This window comes from Streptomyces sp. NPDC090106, assembly GCF_044747265.1.
Taxonomy (GTDB): domain Bacteria; phylum Actinomycetota; class Actinomycetes; order Streptomycetales; family Streptomycetaceae; genus Streptomyces.
The window spans coordinates 224206-249797 of the sequence record NZ_JBIVDS010000011.1 but is presented as its reverse complement, the minus strand read 5'-3'; the positions used below and the strand labels follow the sequence as shown (position 1 = coordinate 249797).

13 protein-coding genes (1 of these 13 running past the window's edge) are annotated in these 25592 nt (G+C 75.1%); 8 read left to right on the top strand and 5 right to left on the bottom strand.

The window, feature by feature from the left end; genetic code table 11:
• The first annotated feature begins 151 nt into the window (after window positions 1-151).
• From ACIPSE_RS32605 to ACIPSE_RS32595, 3 genes are all read left to right on the top strand, one after another.
• Window positions 152-802: a response regulator transcription factor gene (locus tag ACIPSE_RS32605; RefSeq protein ID WP_401669687.1), complete on the top strand. Its 651-nt coding sequence runs from the start codon at window positions 152-154 to the stop codon at window positions 800-802.
• Between the two features lie 176 nt (window positions 803-978).
• Window positions 979-2031, top strand: a complete 1053-nt coding sequence (locus ACIPSE_RS32600) for a hypothetical protein (RefSeq protein ID WP_401669685.1) — start codon at window positions 979-981, stop codon at window positions 2029-2031.
• Entirely contained in the window at window positions 2028-3983 is a 1956-nt protein-coding gene (locus tag ACIPSE_RS32595) for a hypothetical protein (protein ID WP_401669682.1), read from the top strand. Before ACIPSE_RS32600 ends, ACIPSE_RS32595 begins: the two co-directional genes overlap by 4 nt.
• Here the strand turns inward: ACIPSE_RS32595 and ACIPSE_RS32590 are convergent.
• Entirely contained in the window at window positions 3971-6025 is a 2055-nt protein-coding gene (locus tag ACIPSE_RS32590) for a cysteine/serine endopeptidase inhibitor (protein ID WP_401669679.1), read from the bottom strand. The two genes, ACIPSE_RS32595 and ACIPSE_RS32590, sit on opposite strands and share 13 nt — an antisense overlap.
• Before the next feature lie 355 nt (window positions 6026-6380).
• Here ACIPSE_RS32590 and ACIPSE_RS32585 point away from each other — a divergent pair, with 355 nt between their 5' ends.
• Together ACIPSE_RS32585 and ACIPSE_RS32580 are read left to right on the top strand one after the other, a co-directional pair.
• Window positions 6381-8948 carry a hypothetical protein gene (locus tag ACIPSE_RS32585; RefSeq protein WP_401669676.1) on the top strand — a complete coding sequence of 856 codons (2568 nt, stop codon included), beginning with the start codon at window positions 6381-6383 and terminating at the stop codon, window positions 8946-8948.
• A 70-nt stretch (window positions 8949-9018) separates the two neighbouring features.
• Window positions 9019-10284 carry a hypothetical protein gene (locus ACIPSE_RS32580; protein WP_401669674.1) on the top strand — a complete coding sequence of 422 codons (1266 nt, stop codon included), beginning with the start codon at window positions 9019-9021 and terminating at the stop codon, window positions 10282-10284.
• Here the strand turns inward: ACIPSE_RS32580 and ACIPSE_RS32575 are convergent.
• The 4 genes from ACIPSE_RS32575 to ACIPSE_RS32560 all read right to left on the bottom strand — a co-directional run bounded on the left by ACIPSE_RS32575 (window position 10265) and on the right by ACIPSE_RS32560 (window position 17219).
• Window positions 10265-12439, bottom strand: coding sequence for a hypothetical protein (locus ACIPSE_RS32575; protein ID WP_401669672.1), 2175 nt, complete (start codon window positions 12437-12439; stop codon window positions 10265-10267). The genes ACIPSE_RS32580 and ACIPSE_RS32575 overlap by 20 nt on opposite strands.
• A 234-nt stretch (window positions 12440-12673) precedes the next feature.
• Complete coding sequence (locus ACIPSE_RS32570; protein ID WP_401669670.1) at window positions 12674-14635, bottom strand: ArnT family glycosyltransferase; 1962 nt, start codon at window positions 14633-14635, stop codon at window positions 12674-12676.
• Window positions 14632-15636: a glycosyl hydrolase gene (locus ACIPSE_RS32565; RefSeq protein ID WP_401669667.1), complete on the bottom strand. Its 1005-nt coding sequence runs from the start codon at window positions 15634-15636 to the stop codon at window positions 14632-14634. Before ACIPSE_RS32565 ends, ACIPSE_RS32570 begins: the two co-directional genes overlap by 4 nt.
• Entirely contained in the window at window positions 15633-17219 is a 1587-nt protein-coding gene (locus ACIPSE_RS32560) for a glycosyltransferase family 2 protein (RefSeq protein ID WP_401669663.1), read from the bottom strand. The genes ACIPSE_RS32565 and ACIPSE_RS32560 overlap by 4 nt, the downstream gene beginning before the upstream one ends.
• A 324-nt stretch (window positions 17220-17543) precedes the next feature.
• On the opposite strand from ACIPSE_RS32560, the gene ACIPSE_RS32555 reads away from it, so the two are divergent.
• The 3 genes in view from ACIPSE_RS32555 to ACIPSE_RS32545 are tightly spaced (at most 58 nt apart) and all read left to right on the top strand, a layout consistent with a single transcriptional unit that may run on beyond the window.
• On the top strand, window positions 17544-17999 hold the full coding sequence (locus ACIPSE_RS32555; protein ID WP_401669661.1) for a YbaB/EbfC family nucleoid-associated protein: 456 nt from the start codon (window positions 17544-17546) through the stop codon (window positions 17997-17999).
• 58 nt (window positions 18000-18057) lie between these two features.
• Window positions 18058-18429 (top strand): hypothetical protein, encoded by a 372-nt coding sequence (locus ACIPSE_RS32550; RefSeq protein ID WP_401669658.1) that lies wholly within the window; start codon window positions 18058-18060, stop codon window positions 18427-18429.
• On the top strand, window positions 18429-25592 hold the start of the coding sequence (locus ACIPSE_RS32545) for a hypothetical protein (RefSeq protein WP_401669656.1). 25899 nt of this gene lie beyond the right edge of the window; only the first 7164 of its 33063 coding nucleotides appear in the window; its start codon is at window positions 18429-18431; its stop codon lies off the right edge, out of view. The genes ACIPSE_RS32550 and ACIPSE_RS32545 overlap by 1 nt, the downstream gene beginning before the upstream one ends.

The window sequence follows — 25592 nt, the reverse complement described above, 5'->3', positions numbered from 1 at the left end:
GCACCCGATGAGCTGTGATGATCGGATCCGAGTGGGGGAGCGCGCAGTTCACGGCCCGATCGGCAGGGCCGGACACTCGGGTGGCCCGGGACCGGGGCTCGTCCGGGGCGCGCCCGGTCCGTGCGCAGTCGCGCTCTCGACAAGGAGTTCCATGCCTGCTGACGAACAAGACGTGATCCCGGTTCCCGCGGTCGCCGTACAGGCCGACGACCTCCTCACGCGCGACGGGACGGCGAGCTTCCTGGAGGCCGACCGCAGGGTCAGGCTGCTGCCCACCGAGGACGTCGCCCACGCCGACGTCCTGATCGTCCTGACGGCCGCGGTGAGCGGCAAGACCCTGTCCCTGATGAGCCGCGCGAACCTCGCCTCCGGCGGCCGGGTCCGGGTCGTGCTCATCGCCGACACCATCTCCGAGCAGCAGCTCGCCCTCGCCGTCAACCACGGCCTGGTCAGCTTCCTCGTCCGCCCCTACACCAGCTTCAGCCAGATCGTCGCCGCGGCCGTCGAGGCCTACCAGGGGCGGGCCGTGCTGCCCCCGGTGCTGATGAGCATGCTGCTCGACCGGATGCGCACCATGCAGCGCACCGAGAGCCACTCCGGGCTGCTGCCGATCGAACTCTCCCAGCGCGAGGTCGACGTCCTGCAACTCCTCGCCGAGGGCCTGGACACCGTGGAGATCGCCACCAAGCTCAGCTACTCGGAACGTCTCATCAAGAGCGTCATCCAGGCCGTGATCAAACGGCTCGAACTGCGCAACCGCACCCACGCCGTCGCCTACGCCATCCGCATGGGCATCCTCTGACGCGTCCCGTGGTCATCCGTTCCCCTGACCTGCCGTCAAGTGTCCTGAAGGGTACGAGTGATGTACGTCCGTGCACGCCCGTCCGGCACACCCCGCGCCCCGCGCCCGGCCTTCCTAGGCTGCCCGCGACGGCGGCGACCTGGGAGCGGCCACCTGTCCACTGCACCGGGAAGGGCATGGAGATGAACCACCGCGAGCCGCCCAGCGGTCGCCCCGCCGAATCCGCCGAGCCCGACCGTCCGGCGGGGTCCGCAGGGGCGCCCGGTGGCCAGGCGGCGGTCTGGGAGAGCGAACTGCCCTGGGACTTCCCGCCCCCGGAGGAGCACCCCGCCACCACCCCGGCCGCCGGGGTGGCCGCCCCGGCGGACGCCGACGAACCGGACACCCGGCTCACGCCCGCGCCCGCGCACCATCGGACCCACGACGTCACGACCTCCGCCGCGCGACCCCGCACGTCCGGCGAACGGGGCGACCGAGGTGAACGGGCCGGCCGCGGTGAACGCGGCTCCCGCCTCCGCCTCTCCAAGCCCGTCCTGGCGGGCGCGGGCGTCCTCAGCGCCCTGTTCCTGCTGGTCCCGCACTTCCTGAACGAGGACGCGCCCTCCCAGGCGGTCCAGGCCGGAGCCGAGGACACCGACCCCGAGGCCACGCCCTACGCCGACGGCACCGACGACGTCACCGCCGCACCGAGCCCGAAGGCGTCCTCCGGCACACCGGCCGGCGACGACGGGAAGGGCGGGCACGACCGTATCGACGCCGTCGCCGCGACCGCGCCCACCGAGTCCGGCCGACCGGTCACCGTCCTGTCCGAACCCCGCGCCACCGGCACCACCACCAGCGCCGCGACCCCCCGCAGCGCCACCACCACGGCGAACCCCACCCCCAGCACCCAGTGGACGAGCACCGCGATCCAGGGCACCAGCGTCCTCGAAGCGGGCCAGACCTGGTCCACCAACCGGATCGTGCTCGCCTTCCAGGGCGACGGCAACCTCGTCCTCTACGACAAGGCCGGCACCCCCCTGTGGTGGTCCGGCACCGCCGGACAGGGCGGCGTCAAGGCCGTCTTCCAGGCCGACGGCAACCTCGCCGTCTACGCCGGGGACTCCCGAACCGTCTGGTCCTCCCGCACCGACGGCCACGACGGCGCCCGGCTCGTCCTGCGCGCCGACGGCAACATGGTGATCGTGCAGGGCGGCACGGTGCTGTGGTCGACCGGCACCACGATGTGACAGCCCCACCGGCCCACCGGCCCCCGCGGACGCCTGCCGCGAACCCCGCCTCCGCCGCCCGCTTCACCGCCCACCGCGCGGGCCACGCCTGGCTGATCGCCCCGGCGGGCCCCGCCGACGCGCGCGCCCTCGCCTTCACCGCCGGACTCGCCCCCGACACCGACCCGCACACCGTCGTCGTCGTGGCCGACCTGCCCGACGGCGCCGACGACACCGCCCTCGACCGGTTCGCCCGGGCCGTCCCCGCCGGGACCGGCGAACTGCGGCTGGTGTTCGGCCGGCCGCCCCTGCGGGACGCCGTGGCCGTCGCCCGGCGGCTCGCCGAACGCCTGGACCGCACGGTCGTCACCGCCACGGGCCCCCTCCTGCCCCTCCCCGGCGGAGGCCTCTGGGCCGCCCCCGGCCACGGCCCCGGCTGGCTGCGCTGCCCGCCCGGCGCCCCCGGCGAGCCCGACTCCCGGACCTTCCCCCGGCCCCTCTGGGCACCGGCGCTCCCCGACCGGCCCTGGCCGCTCGGCCGCAGCGTCGCCGAACCCCTCCCCGCCGGGGTGTGGCTGCGCCCCGCCGAAGGCCTCACCGACCCGGACGGCCACCGCGACCGCCTTCTGCGCGCCGTCGGCGTCCGCCCGGACCGGCTCACCGTCGCGGTCGGCGCGCCCGGCGCCCCCGCCGTCCCGGTCGCGGACGTCGCCCGCCTCTGGCAGGACCTCCCCGCCCGACTCCGCCCCGCCGTCCGGTTCTTCTGCCACGGACCGGCCCGGCTCAGCGGCGGACGCCACTTCGGGGACGTCCTCGCCCAGGTCGTCGGCGAACCCGTCCACCTCCTCGGCGGCCCGCCCCGACCGGGCGACGACGGCGACGACGTCCTCCTCACCCACCCCGACGGCACCCCCGGACGGCCGTTGCGCGCACGGGAGTTCGTCCACCTGCCCCCATCCGCCGACGCGGCCGGGGCAGCGCCCTCGCCGTACGCGGCGGACCACCGCTGGCCCCTCGACCACCTGCCGGAACTCACCCCCGGCGTCCACCGGATCACCGACGACGTGGTCGTCGAGGTGATCCGCAGCGGCCTGTGGCTACGACCCTCCCGGCCTCCCGCACACCCCGCCTACGCCACGCACGCCGCCCGGGTGCGCGACGCCGACCCCGAACCCGACCGCGAACGCGTCCTGTGCGACGCCGGATCGGACGACCAGGACCCCCTGCTGCGCCGCCTGGCGCAGGAGTTGACCCGCACCTTCCCACCCGACCTGCGCCGCGCGGTACGCCTCGGCGTCTGCCGCCCCGCCCTCCCGTACGACACCCCCACCGCGCCCGCTTCCGGCGCTCACGCCCGCACGGGGCTGACCGCCCTCGCGGCCGAGGTACTGCGCCGCCACCCCGAACTCACCGGCCAGGAGACGGAATCCGACGCGGTCGCCGCACTGTCCGCCGTACTCGGCCGCCTGGCCGGAGCCGCCGCCGGGGGAGCGGCGGAAGAAGGGAGAGCGGCGGAAGAAGGGGGAGCGGAGGAACTCGGCCTGCTCCGCCGGGGATTGCTCATGCTCCCCGTCCACCACGGCCCGACCGGCCTGCGCGCCACCCTCGACGAGCCCACGCGCCGGTGGTACGCAAGTCGTCCCACCTTGACCGACCCGCTGGCCTGCGAGGCGTCGACGCGGGGCCCGGCGGACACCCCCGGCGACACCGACTTCGTCATCTGGTCCACCGCGGGCCGCCGCACCGACCTCCTGGACCCGCTCAGCCCCGACCGGGTGCTCTTCCTGCCCGGCACCCGGTTCAGGGTCCTGGAGCCCGACCCCGACGCACCCGGCGTGGTCCTGATGCGCGAACTCGCCCCCGACGAACCACCCGAGCCGTCCGTCACGCCCGTCCCGGACCATGAGGCGGCCCGGGACCTGGTACGTGCCTGGCGGGACTGGACGGGGCTGCTCGGCTCTCAGTCGTCGTAGGTGGCGGTGCAGGAACCGCCGGAGAACAGGGGCCCCTTGACCACGGGCAGGTTCTCGGCCGGGTCCTGGATCACGGTGGTCAGGCCCGTCAGCTTCCCCAGACAGGCGTCGGCCGCCGACTCACTGTCCCCGCTGCCCCCGCCGACGTACATGTCGAGCCAGGTCGTCGCGCCCTCGGGGGCGGAGGACAGGCTGTGACAGGGCCCGTTCTGCGGGCTGCCGCCGTCGCCGCAGGCGTCCTCGACGATGAAGTAGCGGCGGACCTTGGGGAAGTAGAACCGCGTCCCGGCCGGGTAGTCGAGGGTGTCCTTGCCGCCTTCGATGACGTGCCCGACGGCGAGCGTGATCGGGTCCTCCCACGTACCGGTGCCACCGGCCGAGTCATGGACGACGGGGTGCGAGATCTGGGCACTGCCGCGAGGGGTGTTGTCGAACCAGGTGTAGCCGGTGGTGAAGGCGTTGGAGATCGTCCGTCCCGTACCGGACGCCGCCCCCGAGCCCTGTCCGCGCGTCGTCGACGCCGACGGCTCCACGGCCCCCTCCGGCAGCAGCACGGGTTCGGCGGAAGCCGACGCCGAAGCCGATGCGGAGGGCGCGGGCACCGGGTCGAGCGCCCCGGAGCGCAGCGTGGCGGTTCCGGGTGCGGTGGTGGTGGTCTTGTTGAAGGTGGTGAGGTAGGCGTGGGGTTGTTGTGGGGTGCCGCTGCAGGTTTCGGAGAGTTGGCCGGTGGTGGTGCAGGGTTTGTCGCGGCCGATGGCCCAGTAGGCGAGTTGCTGGATTCCCTTGTCGATGGCGAAGTCGGTGAGGCGGGTGGCGTCGTCGAGGGTGAAGGTCTCTCCTGGGGTGTCGTTGACGCCGATCATGGGGGTGTTGCCCTGCATGGCCCACAGCTCGGCGTCGCCCAGTGTCGGCCAGATGGAGGCGAGTTGGGTGTGCAGGGCGGTGGCGGCGTCGATGGCTGCCTGGCCCATGTCCTGGATCTGGCTGCCGTAGTCCATGGTCATGATGTTGACCAGGGACACGTCCACGCCTGCCTGTTCGGCGCTGTGGAGCATGGTCAGGCCGTCTGCCTGGAGGCCGTCGGTGCCCGAGGGGAGGGTGAACTGGATGTCGAGGTGGCCTCCTGCGTCCCGGATGTCCTGTTGGAGGGCTGCCAGGGCCTGGTTGCGGCGGGTGTTGGCCGCCGTGTCGGCGAGGGCTGCGCCCTCGATGTCGAAGTCGAGGCGGGTCAGCCCGTAGGTGTCCACAACCGCCCGGTACTGGGTTTTGAGGGCGTCCACTGTGGTGCAGGCCTGGGCGAGTTCGGTGCCGGCGGCGCCGCCGAAGGAGGCGATCACGTCCCCGCCGTCCGCCCGCAGTTCCTGCACGGCCGTGAGCCAGCCCTGGTCGGAGAGGGGCTGGTTGCCGTTCAACGTGGCTGTGCAGCCGCCGCCGTCCAGGACGAACGCGAGGGTGGCGTAGCGCAGTCCCGCCTCACGTGCCTGCGCCAGGACCGAGGGGGAGTTCCAGGTCTCTATGTAGGGGGCCGCATAGCGGGTCGGGAAGGACGACACGGTCGCGTCTGCCGGTGGTACTGCGCCGCTGCTCTGGGAGGGGGAGGTGGTGGGGACGGGCCGGCCGTTGGCGGTGACGAACTTCCAGGTGATGTTCTTGACCAGGCCCTTCTCCAGCGGGGCGAGCTGCTCGAACGCCGTCTGGCTCAGGTCGAGATGACCCGCGTCGCAGGACGGGCACATGTCCTTGACCGGGACCGTGATCGTCTTCCCGTTGTAGGAGACCTCCACCTCCACCCCGTCGCACAGGGGGTCGTTGTTCGGGTTCGACGACGTCCACCACTCGTGGGAGACCGCGACCAGGTCTTCGCGGGAGGCGTCCAGCACCTCGCCGCAGGCTCCGTAGCCGCTGTCGTTGTAGTACGTCATCTGGCCGGTGATCTCCTGGCCGTCGGTCGGGACATCGGCCAATGCCAGCGACACACCGCCCAACGCGACGGCCACCACGGCGACAACGCCGCCCGCGATGACCCGGTTCCGGATGGACACACACACTCCTCGACGGTCGAACGGTGACGGCTGACGGTCCGCGGTCGGACGCGTGCCGGGCCGATCATGGGAGACCTGGGGCGGGTGGTGCGGGGAACGGAAGGCCGTGTGCCCGGCGTGTCAGCGACTCCGCCTCTTCGGCCACGGGGAGACCGCGGCGGCGATGGCCAGTCGTGCAGGGCTGTCCGCAAACGGGCAGTGCCGTGCCGACGGCCTTGTCGGTCCTCCGGCGGCTCTGGTCCGATGGTCGGCATCGGGCGCGCCTCCTGCGACGGGGGCCAGGACAGCGGGTGGAGGGCATGGGCGAGACGCCTCACCGCGGGTCCGGTGCGTGGCCCGGCGAGGACGGAACCCCGTGAGTCGGCGTGACGGCGGTGGACACGGTCCGCTGCGGACGTTCGCCGCGCGGCTCGGTGGAGCCGGGCGGACCGGAGCGGGGCCCGTGGTGGTGCTGCGCCCGGAAGCCGGGCGACGACCGGCGGATCTCGTGGCGGACGTCGATGCCCTGCGGCATCCGGATCCGCGGCACGCCACCGTGGTCGTCGCCGCCGGGGGCGACGGGTCCCGTGACCTGTGGCGCCAACTCGGCCAGACGCTCGACCGGTTCGTGAAGTCCGGTGTCACCACGGTGCGGTTGGTGTGGGCGGGGGCCGTCGCCGACCGGCCGGGTCGGCGCACCCCGGCGCAACGGGTCGCCGACGGGTGGAAGTTGGAGGTGGTGGCGCCTGCCGGGCCGGTCGTGGTCGCTCCCGGCGGTTCGCTCTTCGCGCCCCTCGGGTCCGACGACGTCGGCGGCTGGTGGTCGCTGGTCCCGGGCCGGGAACCCCGGTCGCTGGGGCTACGCCATCCCGCGCCGGGCTGGGAGGACGCGGCGGCGCACCTCGCCTCCGACGCCGTCGACGGTCATGTCGTCCTGTCCGTGCCCGCCGGGGTCCAGGTCGTCCGGGCCGCCGGACCGGTGTCCCCCTCCGTGTCGGACATCGCCGCGTCCATCCCCATGGACGGGGACCGGCTCACCGTCGTCGTCGGCGCCCCGGGCACACCCGGTGTCACCGCCGGGGCCCTCGCCGCGCTGCTCACCCGGCTGCCGTCCCGCGCCCGCTCCGCCGTACGGCTCGTCCCCGGGGACGGGCGGGACCTGCTCGGCACGGGCCAGGAGACCGCGAACCTCCTCGGCACCGAGACGGAGGTCGTCAGCGGTGTCCCCGCCCTGCTGGAATCGGCGGACGGTACGGCTGTCGAGGCGGCGGTGGTGCTCCTGGGGCAGGACGGCGAACCGGTCCGGCGGCCCTACGCCGAGGCGGTCGCCTGCCCGCCGGCCGGGGGCGGACGCGCTCCCGTGCCACGCGTCCTGCGCCCCCGGTCGCCGGTGCCCGGCATGGTCCTCGACCGGGACGGAACGCTGTACCTGGACGAGGAGTGGCAGGCCGCCGTCACCCGCGCGGGGCTGTGGGTGGGCCCCCGGGACACCGCCCGGCCCGCACAGATCGGGTGGGCGCTGGAGCCTGACGCCGTGGTCGTCGACGTCGGTGTGCCCGGTCAGCCGCTGGACGACGAGGTGTGGCCGGTTCTCGACGGCTTCCTCGAGCTGCTGGAGCCCGGGGCCGTCGAGCGGGCGGCTCTGCGGGTGCGGGGGCTGAGCACCGCGAGCGGCGGACGCCGGGCGCGCCGCGTCGCCGAACGCCTCGGCCTCCCCCTGGAGTACGACGTCCAGCCCGCGCCGCCCGAGGAGGAGCCGGAACCCCGCCGGGACGGTACGCCGGAGGCGCCCTGGCACGCTCTGCCGATGCGGGTGAGGGTGCGACGCGTGGCCACACCGGCAATCGTCACGACTCCCACTCCCGCTTCCATACCCACTCCGGCTCCGAGTCCGAGTCCGGCACCAACTCCAACTCCAACTCCGGCTCCGGTTGCCACCGTGCCCGCGTCCGTGCCTCCTGCCGCCCCGCCGGTCGCGCCGCCCGTCAACCGCGCCGGCGGCGCCGTACCGCCGGGGTACGCCGAGGCCTACGCCGCCGGTCGCCGCTCCGGCCCGCACCGTCCCGTCGTACGCGACCAGCCCGTCGTATCGACCGTGGCCCCGCAACCGCAACCGCAACTGCAACGGCAACCCCAGTCACAGCCCCGGCCCTGGCCCCAGCCCTCGGTGGAGCCGCCCGCGCAGGTGGCCGTTCCCGTGTCCGTCGGGCCCTCCCATCGGACCGGTGCCGCCGAGCGGCAGGCGTTGCGCGGGATGGCCGGGGAGGAGTGGTGGCAGCAACAGGCCGCCGTGGCGCGCGTGTTGACGGTGTCGCCGGGGTTGCGGGGCGGTGACCCGGACGACGTCGTGCTGCCCGACCTCATCGCCGTGCGCGCCTTCCTCACCCTCGTCGACGCGCCGCTCGGCTGGCGTTGGCTGGAGCGGCGGCTGGCCGCCGGGGACGAGGACGTCCACGCCTGTCTCGCCGGGCTGGCGTCCGGGCTGCGCAGACTCCCCTCGTACCGGGGGGTCGTCGTCCGGGCCGCCGGGACGCTCCCGCCACGCGCCCGCGCGCCGCTGCCCGGTACCGAACTGTGCCCCCGCGGACCGGTCGGCGCGTACCTGGCGGAGGGGGTCGCCGTCCCGGCCGGGGACCGTTACCTCGTGTGGTCGACGACCGGGCGCAGGGTGCGCGGGCTGACCGGCTCCGCCGCCCCGGACGGACCGCAGGAGGTGCTCTTCGGCCCCGGCACCCGCTTCCGGGTCCTCGGCACCGAGGGCGACTCCGGCGGAACGACGGTGCTGCTGCGCGAAGTCGCGGCCGGTACGGCCGTGAGCCCGGCCGGTGACCAGGACGCGCACGACCGGCAGATCACGGACCTCCTGCTGCGGGCGGCGGCCGGACTCACCGGCACGGGGGCCGCACCGCCCTGGCCGCCCCGGCTGGCCGGGCCGCTGGTCTGACGGCCGGTCCGCCGGCCGAGCCGACGCCTGCCCGACGGAATCCGCGGGCCACTACATGAGGAGAGGAACCATGTCCGCTGAGCGCAGGACGCCCCGGGGCGGCCAACCTCCGCAGGGGAACGACCAGTTGAGGATGCGGCGGGCGGTCGTCCTGACCGCGCCCGACCCGGCCGCCGCGCCCGTCCCCGAGGCGGACGAGGACGTCCCGGCGCCCCGGACCGGTCACCGTCCGATGATCGCCGCGGCGGCGGTCGCGGGCGCGGTCCTGGTCGCCCTGCCCCTCGCGCTCGGCGACGGCGACCAGAGCGACCACGACACCGACTACGAGGCGTCCGGCCACCGGACCGCCTCGCCGCAGAACACCAGCCCCAACTTCACCATCGACCTGCCGACACCCTCGTCCACGTCCACGTCGGCGCCGGGTTCGGGCGAGCGGGGAAGCGGGTCCGGTGGCGAGGCCCCGGAACCCTCCGCGTCGGCCTCCCCGACGGTCCCGGTCTCGCCGGACAAGACGTTCCAGGGGCCCGGCATCCGCGCCCCCCGCCCCGTCGCCTCGACCGTTCCTGCCTCAGCCCCTGCCCCAGACACGGTGAAGTCCGCCGAGCCCGACGTCAGTTCAGAGCCGGAGCCCGCTCCTCCCCAGACCGTGGAGGTCGTCCGGGCCGCCGCCCAGCCCGAGCCGGTCGCCGCGCTCGTGGCCGCCCCCGAGAGCGATCCCGACGCGGGCCAGGTCGCGCAGCCGGAGGCGGTCGCCGCGACGACGGTCATGGCCACCACCGTCACCGACGATTCCCCCGACCCCGTCACGGACGCGGGCGCGGGCCCTGGCACGGACGCGGACCCCGCCGTCGTCACGACCCTCGCGGCCGTCCAGCAGACCGACCCCGGCACCCCCGTCGAGCAGACCCCGGAACCCGCCCCGGAGACACCGGCCGCCACCGGCGCCAGCCCTGAGACCCAGACCGCCGCCGCCACAGCCGAGAACCAGGCCGACGCCGACGCCGACACCGACACCGTCGTCCAGGCGACGCGTGTCCTCGAAGCGGGGCAGTCGGTGGTGTCGGAGCGGGCCACGCTGACCCTGCGGGAGGACGGCAACCTCGTCGTCACCGACGAGACCGGCACCGTCCGCTGGTCCTCCCACACCGAGGGCACCGGCAACCGGGCCGTGTTCCAGGCCGACGGCCACCTCGTCGTCTACACCGCCGACGACCAGACCGCCTGGTCCTCCGGCACGGCGGGCCACGACGGCGCCGAACTCGTCCTGCAGAGCGACGGCGACGTCGTCATCCAGCAGGACGGCGTCGACCTGTGGGTCAGCGGTACCGCCCACTGAGCACCGTCGGCCGTGCCGGGGCGGGCGGGAGCCCGTCGGGTTCGGGCGGCCGGGCGAACGGGTCGAGGTCGCGGGAGCGCACCACCCCGGCGCGCTCGTCCGCCCGCCACAGCCGCAGCGCGGACATGAGCCGCCGCGCCGTCTCCGCCCCGGTCCCGCCGTTCCCGCAGTGTCCCGGGGGCGGCACCTCGCCCAGCAGCAGCACCGCGCGCCCGTCCGCCGGGGCCGGGGTCCGCACCCCGAGGACCGCGAAACGGGTGCCCGGGGTGAACAGCACCCGGTCCGGCAGTTCCGGTTCCAGCAGCGCGGTCCGGCGGCCGGTGATCGAGTGCACGACGACGTCGGTGCCGCCCGGGGCCCCCGGCATGCCGGTGAGGGACGCCGCGAACAGATGGTGCGCGGTGGCCGTGGCGCCGGGCCGGTAACGGCGCAGCGCCGCCGGGTCCAGGGCGGCGCGGAGCGCGCACGCGCCGTCGTACACGGGCAGCAGGCCGAGGGCCGCGAAGGTGGCGGGGTCGGCGGGCGGGGGCTCCTCGCAGCCGGGCTCGTCCGGTTCCCGCTCCGCCCACCAGGCGGCGACGGTCAGCCGCAGCCGTACCGCGAGCAGTCCGGCGAGGACGGTGTCCGGCGGCAGCAGACCGCCGAGGCCGGGCTCGTACTGGAGCGCCCGCGCGACGACGGCGGTGTCCTTGGGCGTACCGCCGCTCTCCCGCTCGGGCTCCACCGGCAGCACGTGGTCCCCGAGGTCCGTCTCCGGGTCCGGGACGGCGGCGTGCGGTGCGCCCCAGGGGCGGTCGGCGGTCACCACCCGCACCAGCAGGCCGTCCTCGGGCGGCAGCCGCCGTACGACGTCCTCGGCGAGGCGGCGCAGGAGCGGGAGGTCGGCGGTGGCGCTGTCGTCGCACAGGATCTGGGCGTGCTGGGGGTCGGCCGGCGCGGCGCGGACGTCGTCGGCGTGGGCCGGTTCGTCGGCCGGGCGGATCCACAGCCCCCAGGGCAGGACCTCCAGGACCGCGTCCCGCCCGCCCCGGTACAGGCCCTGACGGAGCATCGGCAGATGACCGAGCGGCCAGCGGTGGTCGGTGGCCAGCGGGGCGGGGGGAGCCCCTCCGGCCCCGGGTCGCGGCGGCAGGTGCAGGAACTCGCGGGCGAAGACGGGGCGGCCGGGCGTCGCGTCCGCCCCGTCCGTGCCGTCCGTCGTCAGGAGCAGCATCTCCTCGCGGGCGTCCCGGCCGGTGCGCGGATCGCCGGTGGGGAAGCCGTTGCAGACGTGCACCGGTTCTCCGGTGAGGGCGGCCAGCGTCTCGCCGAACGGCCGGTCCCCGGGCTCCGGCGCCGCGCCGTACAGGACGAAGCGGGGGGCGGCCGGGAGATGGCCGGGCAGGCCGTGCCAGAAGCGGGCCACGTCCTCGGCGGCCGGGAGCGGGGTGCCGGGCGAGCCGAGGACGACGGTCGGGGCGTCGTCGCGATGGCGCAGCCGGGCGGCGAGCCGGCCGCGGTGACGGTGCTGGGCGGCGTCCTCGCGCACCGGCCGCAACCACACCCCGGCGCCCAGCGGTTCGGCGACGGTGGACGGTCCCACCGGGCGGGGCCGGTCGGGCAGCCAGGCGTCCCACGCGGGGCGCGGGAAGCGGCGGGAGACGAACCGGGTCTCGCCCTGAGGCGTGCAGCGCACCCAGCCGCGGCCCCGGTCGGCGCCGATGAACAGGGTGCCGCCGGCCGAGGGGCGCAGGACGCCGTCGGGCACCACGACCGGCAGCCCGAGCCGCCGGGCCAGGTCCCGTCCGGCGGGCGCGGCGCCCTGGCCGGGCGTCCGGCCGAACACCACGCGCAGACCGGCGTACCCGGCGGGCACCTGCCGGGCCAGCGCGTCCTCCACGCCGTCCAGCGGGGCGTACGGCGGCAGGTCGACGACGACGAGGGTGTACTCGGGGTCGGCGGCCAGCCCGGCGGCGAACAGCAGGGACTGGCGGTCGGGTCCGGCGGCGGGGTGCACCAGCCAGGCGTCACCGACCCGCCGCACCCCGAACGGCCCGGCGTCGGCCGCGGCGCTGGGTGCGGTGTCGAGTACGACCGTGCCGGGCGCGGCAGGCCGGGATCGTGCGGGCCTCCAGGGGCGCCGTCTGCCGCCGCCGCCCTGGTCGTTCGCCGTCACGTCCCGGTCCGCCGGGGCGTGCGGTCACGGGGGCCGTTCGTCCCCGTCACCTGGCTGCGTCTCATGCGCGGCATCTCCGTGGTCGTGCTGGAACCGCACTGTCCGGAACTGTACGGTCCGGGACCGCACTGTCCGGTTCGGTGCCGATGATGATCATAGGGAGAGCGGACCGCGGTCCGGGTGCTTCCGCGCCCCTGGGGGAAGGGACTGTGCCCGCGCGGGCACAGAGTCCCGTCATTCCTTGCGCGCCGTGGACAGCCGCAGCCAGATCTCGAAGTGGCCCGCCCCCACCGACGTCCGGTACGTCAGCGCGCTCGCCAGCCGGTAGCGGCCGGTGGTCCGCATCTCCTGGCGGATCAGGGTCTGCACCTCCCCCGGCTGGTCGGACCAGTCGAGGACCACGCCGTCGAAATAGCCGTCCTGGATCGCCGCCCGGTAGCCCTCCGGGCCGCTCAGACGCTCGCCCTCGCGGCCGGTGTAGTCGATGTAGAAGATCGACGTCCACAGCGTGTAGTCCGTCAGGCCCCGCCGGCTGAGGTAGTAGACGGGTGCCTCGTGCGGCTGGCCCAGCCACTTCTGGCCCGGCCGGACGTTCTTCGCCAGCTCCGGGATCAGATGCCCGGTGTCGGGCCAGACGCCGTAGTTCTGCGCGGACTGGGACATGCCGAAGGTCAGCGCGAGCACCCCGACCGCGATCGCCGCCTGCGGGAACCGCACATGGGCGCCCATCAGCCGGGACAGGCCCACGCCGGCCATCGGGGCGGCGAACAGCAGCCCGTACCCGATGTGCTTGTGCAGGGAGATGCTGGTCTCCAGGTGGATCTGGTAGGCGGGCGCCAGCAGCGCCGTGCCGGTCAGGACGACGCCCAGCGCCAGCCGCCACCGGCGCGCCGGCAGGACCGCTGTCCGGCTGTCCCCGGGGATCTCCCCGAGCCCGTGCCGCCGCGTGTGCAGCACCGTGCCCAGACACGCCAGCGCGAACAGCAGCCCGCCCCAGCGGACGCTGTCCCGCACCAGCGAGCCCAACGACGCGGTGCCGTGGGCCCGTTCCGTCGTCGTGCTCTGGATCGCCTGGAGATAGTCCGTGGCTGGCAGGGCGATCCCCAGCAGCGCGACCGTGCCCGCCGTGAACACCGCCGCGCGCCGCACCGCCTCCCGCGCGCCCAGCCGCCGGTACGCCACCAGCGCCAGCAGCAGCGCCAGCGTGGGCAGGTACAGCGCCGACGCGTACTTCACGCCCACCGTCAGCGCGGCCACCGGCGCCGCGACGAGCGGCAGCGCCCAGTGCCCGGTCGCGTTCCTGACGAGCAGCCAGGCGGTCAGCGCCAGCAGGGACACCGCCGGGGCGTCGTAGGTGGCGAAGTGGCCGAGGAACAGCGTCGACTGGGTGACCGCGAAGACGCCCGCCGCGAGCAGCGCGGAGCGCTCGTTGAACAGCATCCGGGTCAGCGAGTACAGCAGGCCCGTCGCGGCCAGCATGAAACCCAGGCTCAGCAGCCGGACCCCGGCCAGCCCCGCCGCCGAGTCCACCCATGCCGCCAGCACCGGGTACAGGGCGGGCGAGCCGGAGAAGTAGGTGTCGAAACCGCCGTAGTCCGGGGCGCCGTGGAACAGGTGGTCGATCATGGCGTGGCCCGCGTACACGTACAGCGCCTCGTCCTCGAAGGCGCTGTTGTGCAGCCGCAGCGACAGGACTGCCTGGGCCAGCAGCAGACAGGCCAGCAGCGCCCGGCTCACCCGGGTCCGGCGCGGCGAGGGCGCCGCGGACCAGCCCCGGTCGGGGACCCGGCCCAGCGCCCAGTCCGCGCGGAGGATCTCGTCGAAGGTGTAGCCCGGGGCCGGGGCGGCGGGCCGTGGCCCGGGAGCCGGCACCGGCACGCGCAGCCGCAGGGTGGACTCCGGGTCGTAGCCGCCGGCGGACATCGCGGACTGTGGGGCGGGCCCGTTGACGGAGTCGGGGTTGACGCTGTCGCTGGACACCGGGGGGCGAAGGCCGGCAGGCACCGGGGCGTAACCACCGGCAGGCACCGGGGCGTAGCCACCGACGGGCACCGGGGCGTGCCCGCCCGTGGACACGGGGGCGGGCCAACTCGTGGACACCGGGGTGTGATCACCCGCGGACACGAGGGCTTGATCACCCGTCGGCGCGGGGGTGTGGCCGTCGGCGGACACGGGGTTCTCCTCGGTGGTCGTCATGGGCGCCTCACGTCGAAATCGAACCGCCGGTCGGCGACCGCGCGCCGGAACGCCGCCGGCGCCGTGCCGTCGGCCCCCTCCCGGGCCCGCTCGGCCGCGTCCAGCCAGACGTACCCGACGACGTCGTCCCCGGTCGTCACGGCCCGCGTCAGGTCCTCGACGACCGTGGCCTCGCGCCGCCCCTTCGCCACGCCCGTCCCGGCGATCAGCACCGGCGCCCGCGTGAACGCCCGCGCCTCCCGCACCACAGGGCCGAACAGCGCCTCGTAGGTGCGCGGCCCGGTCCTGCCGTAACGGCCCGTCGGCCCCAGCCAGTCGGCGTACGCGTCGCCCGGCCAGTACGGCTTCAGCGCCACCGAGGGCCGGGCGGTCACCGTCGGGCTCCACACCCACACGACGTTCGACACCCCGGTGTCCTGGAACAGGTCGTGCAGCCGCCGCCACGCCCCCACGAAGTCCTCGGCGCCCGCCGCGTCCGGGCCCCAGGGCAGGCCGCGCTCGTTCATGCCGGGCGCGAACGCCAGCGCGACCGGCACGTTCAGGTCGCGGACGGCCTCGGCGGTGCGCCGCAGCCGGCTCTCGTCCGCGCCCGCCGCGATCTCCCGCAGGGTGCGCCCCCGGGGCTCCCAGGTGAGATACGGCAGGATCCGCTGCCGCCACACCGCCGCGACCCGGTCGGCGGGGAACTCCTCCGCCCACGCGAACCGCTGCGCCAGCAGGGTCGGCGCCCGGCCCGCCCGCCGCGCCCACAGATCCAGGTAACCGGCCGTCACCGGCACGCCCTCGAAGGAGACCCCGAGGTACTTGCGCCCGTTCCGGGGCCGGATCAGCCAGGTCACGTCGAACGGCACGTACGGCGCCGTCCGCCGCTCCGCGCCCTCCCCGCCCGCCCCGACGGGCGCCGTACGGCTCGGCGCGCAGCCCGTGAGCCCGGCGGCGGTGACCGCCGCGGCGGCCAGCGCGCCGCGCAGGACGCTCCTGCGGTCCGGACGCCCGGTCATGCGGTGTCCTCCGGCCGGGGTACGACCACGACCCGCAGCACGGCCGCCGCGTAGAACAGCCCCGAGGCGAGCGGCAGCGCGAAGTCCTCCGGCACCATCGTGTCCATCCGCCACAGCGCCGCCCCGATCCACAGCACGGTCGCCGGAACCGTCCACGCCCACACGCCGATCCACAGCCGCCGCGTCGTGCTGCGCCGCGCCCCGCCCGCCCCGGTGGGCTGCCAGCCCATCGTCCGGCCGCGCGCCACGTCCCAGATCGCGAACAGGTGCGACCAGCTGTACAGCAGCCGCGCCGCCCACGCCTCGAGGCGGTACGGCGCCCGGTGCCACAGCGGGTACACGACGACCAGATAGGCCAGCCCCGGCAGCAGCAGCCGCATGTCGGTGAACTTCACCTGCTCCGGGAAGAACAGCAGCAGCACACAGACGATCAGCGGTCCGCTGAACAGCAGCAGCGCCGACTCGACGTAGTAGACGAACCCGGACAGATAGCACAGGCGGCTCGCGAACCGCATCGGCACCCGCCAGAAGTCCCGGACACTGCCCAGCATGCTCATCGACGCCATGCACCACCGGTACTGCTGGTTGCAGTACGCCCCGACGGTGTCCGGACACAGCCCGGTCGCCAGGGCCAGCGGCACGTACCGCAGGTCCCAGCCGCGCGCCCGCAGGTCGAAGCCGGTGTGCATGTCCTCGGAGTGCTCGACCAGGCTGGTGCCGCCGATCTCCGCGAGCGCCGTGCGCCGGTACACCGCGCACGAGCCGACGCAGATCGAGCCGTCGCTGCGCTGCCGGGTCACCTGCACCGACCGGTAGAACAGCTCCTGCACGGCGCCCGCGCCCCGCTCGATCCAGTTCTGCTGGTCCAACACCCGGAAGAACTGCGGCGATTGGACGATCCCGAGCGCCGGATCGGCGTCCATGTACGGCAGCAGCTCGGTCAGCAGGTCGGCGCGCGGCGCGAAGTCGGCGTCCAGGATGAGGATGAACTCGCCGTCGGAGTGCGTGAATCCGTGCCGCAGGTTCCCGGCCTTCTTGAACCGGCCCCGGTCCGGCCGCACCAGGTAGCGGAAGCCGAAGTCGTCGGCCATCGCGGCCACTTCGGGGTTGTCGGAGTCGTCGAGGACCAGCACCACGACCTCACCCGGGTAGGTGTCGGCGAGCCCCTCCAGATACGTCCAGGTGTTGTGCAGCACCTCCAGCGGCTCGCCGCACACCGGCAGGAACACATCCACCGACGGGTACGTCCGGGGCGTCCAGGCCCGCACCAGCGCACGGTGCGCCGCGAGGTCGAAGCCCCGCCCGGACAGCTCCAGCCGCAGCGAGATCAGCACCCCGAGCACCGACAGCAGCAGCACGGGCGCGAAGCACCAGATCCACGGTCCGTGCCGGGCGGAGTCGACCTGGCTGTAGAGCACGCACGCGAACCCCACGAACGACGTGCCGGCCAGCCACCCCGCGTGCCGCCGGACGTACGCGTGCTTCTCCCGGTCGTCGGGCGGTGTCGGCAGCAGCCCCGCGGGCGCCGCCGCACGAACCCGCCGTACGGCCCCGGGGGAGGTGAGCAGGGAACGTGCAGCCATACGCGAGGGCTCCAGGGGCGGCCGGAGGGGAGGGAGGGACGGGGTGACGGTAGGGACGAGGGCGGCATGACGGGGGTGGCGGAGCGGAAGGGTGCCTTTCCGGACGCCGGTCGTGCACCAAGGAACGTCCGCGGCGGGGCAGTTGCCGTCCGCCCCTTCGGACAGAGTCGGCGTTCAAGCGTGCAGCCGCGGCGACCTGCTGTTTCCCCGCCGGGGCCGGTCGGGTTGATTGAAGGGGACCGGGAACCGGGGCGGACCGCGCGAGCGCGAACGTGAGCGCGAGGGCGAGCGTGAGGCCGCCGCGGAGGCAGAGGGAGTGGGTGGATGGCGACACCGTTCGACGAGCAGATCGAGCAGCTGGGGGAGACCTATCGCACCCAGCTGGCGCAGATCGGCGACCTCCAGCGCCGGATGCGCGAGGTGTCCGGCACGGCGACCGCCAAGGCGCAGGCCATGAAGGTCACGGTCGGCCCGCAGGGCGAGCTGCTGTCGGTGGAGTTCCCCACCAGCGCCTACCGCCGCATGGCCCCCAAGGAACTCGCCGACCTCCTCGTCACCACCGTCCAGGAGGCCCGCGGCAAGGCGACCGCCGAGCTTGCGAAACTCCTCGACCCGCACCTCCCCGACGACGTGGACGCCGGCAGCCTGCTGCGCGGCACGGCCGACGTCGGCCACCTCCTGCCGAGCGAACCCGCCATGCCGGGCGCGGTACGGGCGTACGTCGAACAGGGCGGGATGGCCCAGGACCACGGCGACGGACCACCGATCGCCCACCGCTGACCGCCTGTTCTGTTCACGCGTTCTGTCCTGTTCCTTCTTCTTCCTTCTTCTCCTTGGGGTGAGTGCTGTGCCGGAGCAGCGTCTGATCGTCGACACCGACGGCCTGGAGCACGCGGCCGCGGTGCTGCGGCCCGTCGCGGAGCGGCTCCGGGTGCTCGCCGCGGGTGTGGGACGGCAGTTGGCGGCGCTCGGCGACCCGGCGGGCGACGACGTCTTCGGCGCCCGGTTCAAGGGCAAGCACGATCCGCAGGCCGCGCTGGTCCGTGAGGGCGCGCGCGGGGTGGGGGTCGCCGTGACCGACGCCGGTGACGGACTGACGAAGATGGCCGCGTTGTTCGAGGCCGCGGAGCACGGTGCCCAGCGGACGACGGCGCGGCTGAACACCCAACTGGGACAGGGCGGCAACTCGGGTGGAGGGGGCCGCCGCTAGTGGCCGCCGTCCCCGAGCCCCTGCGGGTGATGGCCTATCTCACCGGCACTGAACTGCCCAAGGCCGACCCCGACGGACTGCGTCGACAGGGCCGGATCTGGGCCGACTTCGGCCGTGACGTCGTCAGCGCGGTCAGCGAGATCAACGCCGCCAACGCGCAGGTGCAGGGGCATGTCAGCGGTGAGCCGGCCGAGGCGTTCTCGGACTACATACGGCAGTTGAACAGCACCCTGCCGGTGCTGGCGCAGGCCGCCGACAACCTCCAGATCATGAGCGACGACTTCGCCCTCCAGGTGGAGCACGCGACCGACCTGGTCATCGCGATGCTGTCCTGGATGCTGGTCGAGCTGGCGTTCCTGATGAACTCCCTGTTCGGAATCGCGGCGGTTCCCGCGCTGATCACGGGCGTGCGCCAGGTGGTCATGGCGATCCTGCGGCGACTGCTGATCTCGGCCGCGGCGGGCGCCGGCATGATGACCGGCCTGGAGACCCTGCTCCAGGCGCTCGAGATCCTCCAGGGCCGCCGCAAGAAGCTCGACGGCGACGCCATCAGGGACATGGCGATCGGCGGAGCCATCGGCGGAGCCGCCTTCGGCGCGCTGTCCGGACTGGGCCGGGTCGTCGCGCCCAAGCACTCCAACTCGCTGATCGGGCGCACGCTGATCGGCGGCGTCGCGGGCGTGGCCGGCGGCGCGGCGGCCAACGCGGCGATCGGCGGCGACCTGGACCTGGGCCTCGCCTTCCTCGGCGGCGCGGCGGGCGCGGCCCTGGGCATGCCCGGCACGGGTGGCGGGCGCCGCCAGGGCCCCGACGACACCAGCGCCGGCCTCGCCGACACGATCAAGTCCCTCCCGGACACCCCGGATGTCACGGCGCCCGGCCCCGTGACGACGACCCCGACGACGGGGAGAGGCGGTACGGGGGTCGGACCCGAGGGCGAAGGGGGTGGCACGGGCACGCAGGGTGCGACTTCCGGGAGTTCCGGGGCTTCCGGGGGGTCTGCGGCTTCTGGGCGGGGTGGTGCGACAGGGTCCGCGACCGGAGGGCCGGTTGTTGCGACGGGTGCGGCGGGCACGACCGGTGGGCCTGTTGGGGGTTCCGGGCGGGGTGCTACGACGGGGTCGGTGGGCGAGGGCCCGGTCGGTATGGCGGGCGCGACCGGTGGGCCTGCCGGGGGTTCCGGGCGGGGTGGTACGACCGGCTCGGAGGGCGGGGGTTCCGCCACCCCGGCGGGTGGGGGACCGACGGCCACGGCGGTGCCGGCGGGCGGGGAGCCCACGGCTACGGCGAGTTCGGCGGGTGGGGGCCCGGTTGCCGCGGCGGGGTCTGCGACCGGAGGTCCGGCGGGTTCGGCGGGTTCGGCGGGTTCGGCGCCCAGGGGTACCGGCGTGACCGGACCCGTGGTCTCGGCGAGCGGCGGCCCCACCGTCGTGAGGGCACCGCAGGACGGCTTGCCGGGCTTCGCGGACTCCACCCCCACGGCGACCACCACGCCTGGGGCATCCCGTGCCCCGGTGAACGTGGCGGGGGCCGCACCGGAAGCGACGGGAACGGTGCCCGGGACTCCGTCGGTCACGGGCGGCGTCCGTGCGGAGACGCCCGCGACGAGTGGCCCCACGGCCACCGCCTCCCCCTCCCCCTCCCCCTCTCCTTCTCCGGTCCGGGCCACCGACCCGGCGATCTCGACCTCCACCTCCACCGGAACGGCTTCCCCGGCCCGCCCCGCGGAGACGACACCTGCGGCGCCTGTGTCGACGGCGTCCAAGGCGACGAGCGCGCCGGGTGCTGAGACCCGGACGGTCACTCCTGGTCCGGAGATCCGGACGGCCGCCTCCAACTCCGACGCGCGGGTGGCGTCTTCGGACTCCGTGACCCGAACCGCCTCACCCGCTCCGGAGGCCCGGACGGCCGCCCCCAACCCCGTCGCACGGGCGGCGTCTTCGGACTCCGGCGTTCGGGCCGCCACGCCGACACCTGAAGCTCGTAGTGTGGTTCCGGTCTCCGAGGCGCGGACGGTCACTCCTGGTCCGGAGGTCCGGACGGCCGCCTCCAACTCCGAAGCGCGGGTGGCGTCTTCGGACTCCGTGACCCGAACCGCCTCACCCGCTCCGGAGGCCCGGACGGCCGCCCCTAACCCCGTCGCACGGGCGGCGTCTTCGGACTCCGGCGTTCGGGCCGCCACGCCGACACCTGAAGCTCGTAGCGTGGTTCCGGTCTCCGAGGCGCGGACCGTCACCCCTGGACCGGAGGCCCGGACGGCCGCCCCCAACTCCGAGGCCCGGGCGGCGTCTTCGGACTCCGGAACCCGAACCGCCTCACCCGGCCCCGAAGCCTGGACGGCCACCCCTGCCCCCGAGTCCCGCACCTCCACGTCCGGCCCTGAGTCCCGCACCTCCACCTCCACCTCCGGCCCCGGTCTCGGCCCCGAGACCCGCACCTCGGCCCCACCCCCCGAGCCCCGAACCGCCGCCGCCCCCGACGCGGTTCGGACCGCATCCGGTGCGCCGTCGACGAGTTCGGCACCCGGTGGTTCCCTCCGCACCGAGGGTCCGGCACCCCGTGCCGATTCCACCCCCGGTCAGGGTCCGGCACCCCGTGCCGATTCCACCCCCGGTCAGGGTCCCGCACCCCGTGCCGATTCCACCCCCGGTCAAGGCCCCGCACCCCGTGCCGATTCCACCCCCGGTCAGGGACCCCGCACCGAACCCGCCCCGGCCCGTGACGTCCCGGTCGGGCGCGGGCCCGATGACGTCCCGCCCAGGGGGGTCACCGAGGCCGACGGGAACGCGTCGGCCGGATCGGGGCGGGGCGAGCGGGATGCACCGGGAGCCGTCGCCGCCGCGCCCACCCTTACGCCCTCCCCCCGCAGACCGCTCGCGTACTCCTACGCCTTCAAGGCGGACGACCCGCGGCTCACCGAGCGCTGGCGGGCCGAGCAGGAGGCGCTGGTCGACGACACGCGGCTTCGGCTGACGTTGGAGGACGCCGCCGGAAGGCGCGTGGAGCAGGCGTTCGCGGAGCGGACGGGCCCGTCGGGGCAGGACAACCGGCACGCCGAGGTCGAGGCCGAGGCGTTGCGTCAGGAGGTCCGGGACCGGTTCGACCAACGGTGGCGGTCCGACCTGGCGGATCACCTGGAGCACCGGACGATCAGCCGGCAGACCCTCCTGTCTCGCTTCGACGAGCACGCCGCCGCGCTGCGCGCCGACATCGAGGGCACGGCCGCCGCCCGCGAGGCACGCGACAGGGCGGGCGCGGCCTTCGACGAGACGCTGGCCGGGCTGCGCGACAACCCGTCGCGTTCCGGGCGCCCCTGGACGGAACCGTCCGCGGCGGCCGTCGAGCAGGCCCGCCGGACTCTCGTACGGGACGCGGCCGAGGACGCCCGGCGGTCACGGGTGGACGAAACCGGGGCAGGGCCGGGCCAGTTGGCGCGGGGCGTGCGCGCGCGGCTGGAGTGGGAGGCGCGGGCCGACACCGCGTTCGAGCGGGCGGTCGACTCGGCGGGGGTCCGCCGTCACGCGGGCCGGGACCAGAACGGCGGCGACGGTCCCGGCGCATGGCTGGAGCGGGCGCGCGCGGAATTCCGTACGGAGGCCGAGCAGCGCGCCGGACGGCTGCCGCGCGGCGAGGAGCGGAACCCCTGGCGGCTCTCACCGGAGGAGTGGGGGGCCCAACGGCGCTCCCTGGAACCGGCGTTCAGGGATCTGGAGAACCGCTGGGGCGCCCGGCTGCGCGCGGCGGCGGTGGAGGACAGCCTGCGAGCCGGAGTGGAGGAGAAGATCGTGGCGGCCCGCCGGGAGTGGGCCGAGCGGTCCGTCCTGCGCGCGGCCGGTCCCGGCGACCCCGATCCGGACGCGGGCGCCGTGGCGGCCGGCCACCGGGCGGAACTGGACGCGGCCGGGGAGGAGTTCCTGGCGGGACGGCAGCCGCACGACCTGTCGGCGCGCCAGTGGAAGGCGTACGCCACGCACCTGCGGCAGGCCGACGACCGGCTGACCCGGGACCTGCCCACCCGCATGGAGTTCCGGTTCGGCCTGGAACGGGCCCTCAGGACCACGGACACGCTCTTCTCCCGCGCGGACACCGGTGATCCGGTTCCCCCTCGGGTGCGGACGGCCGTACGGGACGAGGCCGCCCGGGTCTTCGGCGACCTCGCGGGCCGCGACGGCGACGGAGGATGGCGGCTGCGCCGGATCGCCCAGGCGGAGACGGCGTTCGGCCGCGAGTACGTGCCGGTCGTCGAGCGGTCCCTGCCGCACCGCACCGCACTGGACGAGGCCGGCACGCAGGCCCGTCAGGAGGCGGACACCCGCTTCGAACGCCTCACCGCGGAAGAAGGAGGATCGGGCCAGGGGCCGCGGGCCCTCGACCTGGACGGCGCCGCCCGCGACCGGATCGCGGACGCCTTCCGCGACGACTGGGCGCGCCGCTTCGAGGAGGTGCACGGACCGGCCGCCCCCGTCGTCGCGGCCCGCACCCTCCACCTCGACCCGTTCGTCTTCCGGGGCGACGATCCGGAGCTGGCCGGGCGCTGGCGGGCGGAGCAGGAGACGGTCACCGACGGCTTCCGGGACCGTTTCGCCGTGGAGGAGACGGCCCAGCGGCGGCTGGACGAGGCCTTCGCCGAGCGGCTCGCCGACCCCGCCCCGGCGAACCGGCGCCCCTACGCCGACGCCCTGGAGACGGCCGGGGACGGCGAGGGAGCCCCGGCGTCGCGGACGCACGTGCGACTGGAGTCCGTCGAGGGCCAGGTCCGGCTGCGCGGCGACCACGTCGAACTGCCGCCCGAGGCACGCGCGATCGCCGAGGGCTGGCGGCAGTACGTCAAGGAACGGTTCGACGAACGGTGGCGGGCCGACTGGGAGGAGTACCGGCAAGGCGACATCGCCCGCTCGGAGTTCGCCCACCGCTTCGACGAACTCGCCGCGGGACTGCGCGACGACTTCGAGATCACCGCCGCCGCCCGGCACACGGACAGGGTGACGGGCGCGGTCTTCGACGAGACGCTCACCGGGATCCGCCTGGAGGCCCCCTTCGAGCCGGTACGCCTGTGGCGCGGCTCGGCCGGTGCCTGGACGGACCCGTCGGCGGCCGTCGTGGAGCGGGCGCGCGCCTCGTTCACCCGGGACGCGGCGGGCGAGGTGCACCGGCTCGCCGAGGCCCGCCGCGCCGAGAACGGCTCGCGTGCCCACCCGCTGGACTGGACGGGGCTGCACGACGACCTGAACACCGGGATAGCCCAGCTGACCCGGGGCGTACGGGCACGGGTGGAGCTGGAGGCCCGCGCCGACGCCGTGTTCGAGCGCGCCGTGGACGCGGCCGGCGTCCGCCGCCACCTGGAGCGCGCCGCCGGCACGGCGGACGGCACCGACGGCGGACCGGCCGCCTGGCTGGAACGGGCCCGGGACGACTTCCGCACCGAGTTCCGCGAGCGCACGCTCCGCCTGCCCGGCCAGGACGGCCCGGAGACGCTGCGGCTGAGCGGCGACGCGTGGCGGGCGGGCCGCCACACCCTGGAGCCGGTCTTCCGCGACCTGGAGAACCGCTGGGGCGCCCGGCTGCGCGCGGCGGCGGTCGAAGACAGCCTGCGCACGGGCCTGGAGGAGAAGGTCGCGGCGGCCGGCGGCGAGTGGCTCCGGCGCTCCCGGCTGTGGTCGCTGGAGCACAACGCCGTCGACCGCGACGCCGTGGCGGCAGGCCACCGCGCGGACCTCGACACCGCCCGGGACGCCTTCCTGGACGGGCGGCAGCCCCGCGACCTGACGGCACGCCAGTGGAAGGCGTACGCCACGCACCTGCGGCAGGCCGACGACCGGCTGACCGGGGAGCTGCCCGCCCGGCTGGAGTTCCGGCTCGGCCTGGAGAAGGCCCTGAAGGCGGCCGACGACGTCGTCACCCGCGCCGACGTGCCGGAGTCGGTCGCCTCACGGGTCCGCGACGCGGTCCGCGACAACGTCACCAAGGTCTTCGGCGACCTCGCGGGCCGGGACGGCGACGGGCCTCTGCGGCTGGACCGGGTGCGGCGCGCCGACACCGTGTTCACCCGCGAGTACCTGCCGGTCGTCGACCGGTCCCTGCCCGAGTGGGCGGCGCTGGAGAGCGCGATGAGCCGCGCGCTGAGCGAGGGCGGTGACGGATTCCACCGGATCACCGCCGAGCACAGCGAGCTGACCGGCCGCGAACGCCGCGTCTTCGCCGTCGAGGACACGACGTACGACCGGCTCTCCGACGACTTCCGCGCCGACTGGATGCGCCGCTTCCACGAGCTCTACGGCCCCGACGAACGCGACCTGCGCGCCTGGCTGGACCGGGAACGGGACGCCGGTGACGCCTTCACCGGCCGGGTCCGCGCCGAGTGGGAGGCGCTGAGCGACGAGGCCCGCAACCCGTACCATCTGCGGCAGTCGCGCGAGGCGCAGGCCCGCTCGGCCCTGGAGGCGGCCGAGTCGGAGAACGCGCGGTGGCGGGCGCAGTTGGCGGCGGGTTTCCAGGATGTCATCGGCCGCAACGACTTCCTCCAGGAGATGGCCCGGCAGGTCGAGACACCGTCCGGGACGCTCGCGAACGCGCGGTTGCGCCACGAGTACGAACAGCGGCTCTCGGAACTGCGCGGCCGGTTCTCCCAGCGGTGGGACGCGGCCCGCACCGCCGGTGCCGACGGCGGCGGCACCGTGCTCGCCCGCACCGACCTGGAGAGCACCTCCCGCGCCGAGTGGCGACAGACCGTCGAGGAGTTCCGGCGCCGCGACGAGACGTACCGGACCTGGCGGGACAACCCCACCTGGCGGCTGGACCCGGCACGCGGGGTCGTCGAACGCGTCGCCTTCGAGCACGGCCCCCTGAACGAGACCGCGCGCCCCGCCGACGGGTCTTCGGTCCAGTTGCTCCGGGACGCGGCGCCGACCGTGGCGCGGGAACTGGACGGCCTCCGGAACGCCGTCGAGAACCGCGAGCGCGCCCTCACCGAGTTCGACACCCGGCTGTCCCGGCACACGGACTCTGACTCTGACTCGGGCTCGGGCTCGGGCTCGGCCAGGAACCCCGTCCTGGACTCCGCCGTGGTCCAGGACGCCCGGCGGGCCTTCGCCGCCTCCTACGCCGAGAACCCCGCCACCGCCCTCGCGGGCCTCGACAGCAGGCTCGCGTCGGTCCGTGACACC

Coding starts and splice junctions, on each gene's coding strand:
- ACIPSE_RS32605 (WP_401669687.1), top strand. CDS start 152: ATGCCTGCTGACGAACAAGACGTGATCCCGGTTCCCGCGGTCGCCGTA.
- ACIPSE_RS32600 (WP_401669685.1), top strand. CDS start 979: ATGGAGATGAACCACCGCGAGCCGCCCAGCGGTCGCCCCGCCGAATCC.
- ACIPSE_RS32580 (WP_401669674.1), top strand. CDS start 9,019: ATGTCCGCTGAGCGCAGGACGCCCCGGGGCGGCCAACCTCCGCAGGGG.
- ACIPSE_RS32570 (WP_401669670.1), bottom strand. CDS start 14,635: ATGACGACCACCGAGGAGAACCCCGTGTCCGCCGACGGCCACACCCCC.
- ACIPSE_RS32565 (WP_401669667.1), bottom strand. CDS start 15,636: ATGACCGGGCGTCCGGACCGCAGGAGCGTCCTGCGCGGCGCGCTGGCC.
- ACIPSE_RS32560 (WP_401669663.1), bottom strand. CDS start 17,219: ATGGCTGCACGTTCCCTGCTCACCTCCCCCGGGGCCGTACGGCGGGTT.
- ACIPSE_RS32555 (WP_401669661.1), top strand. CDS start 17,544: ATGGCGACACCGTTCGACGAGCAGATCGAGCAGCTGGGGGAGACCTAT.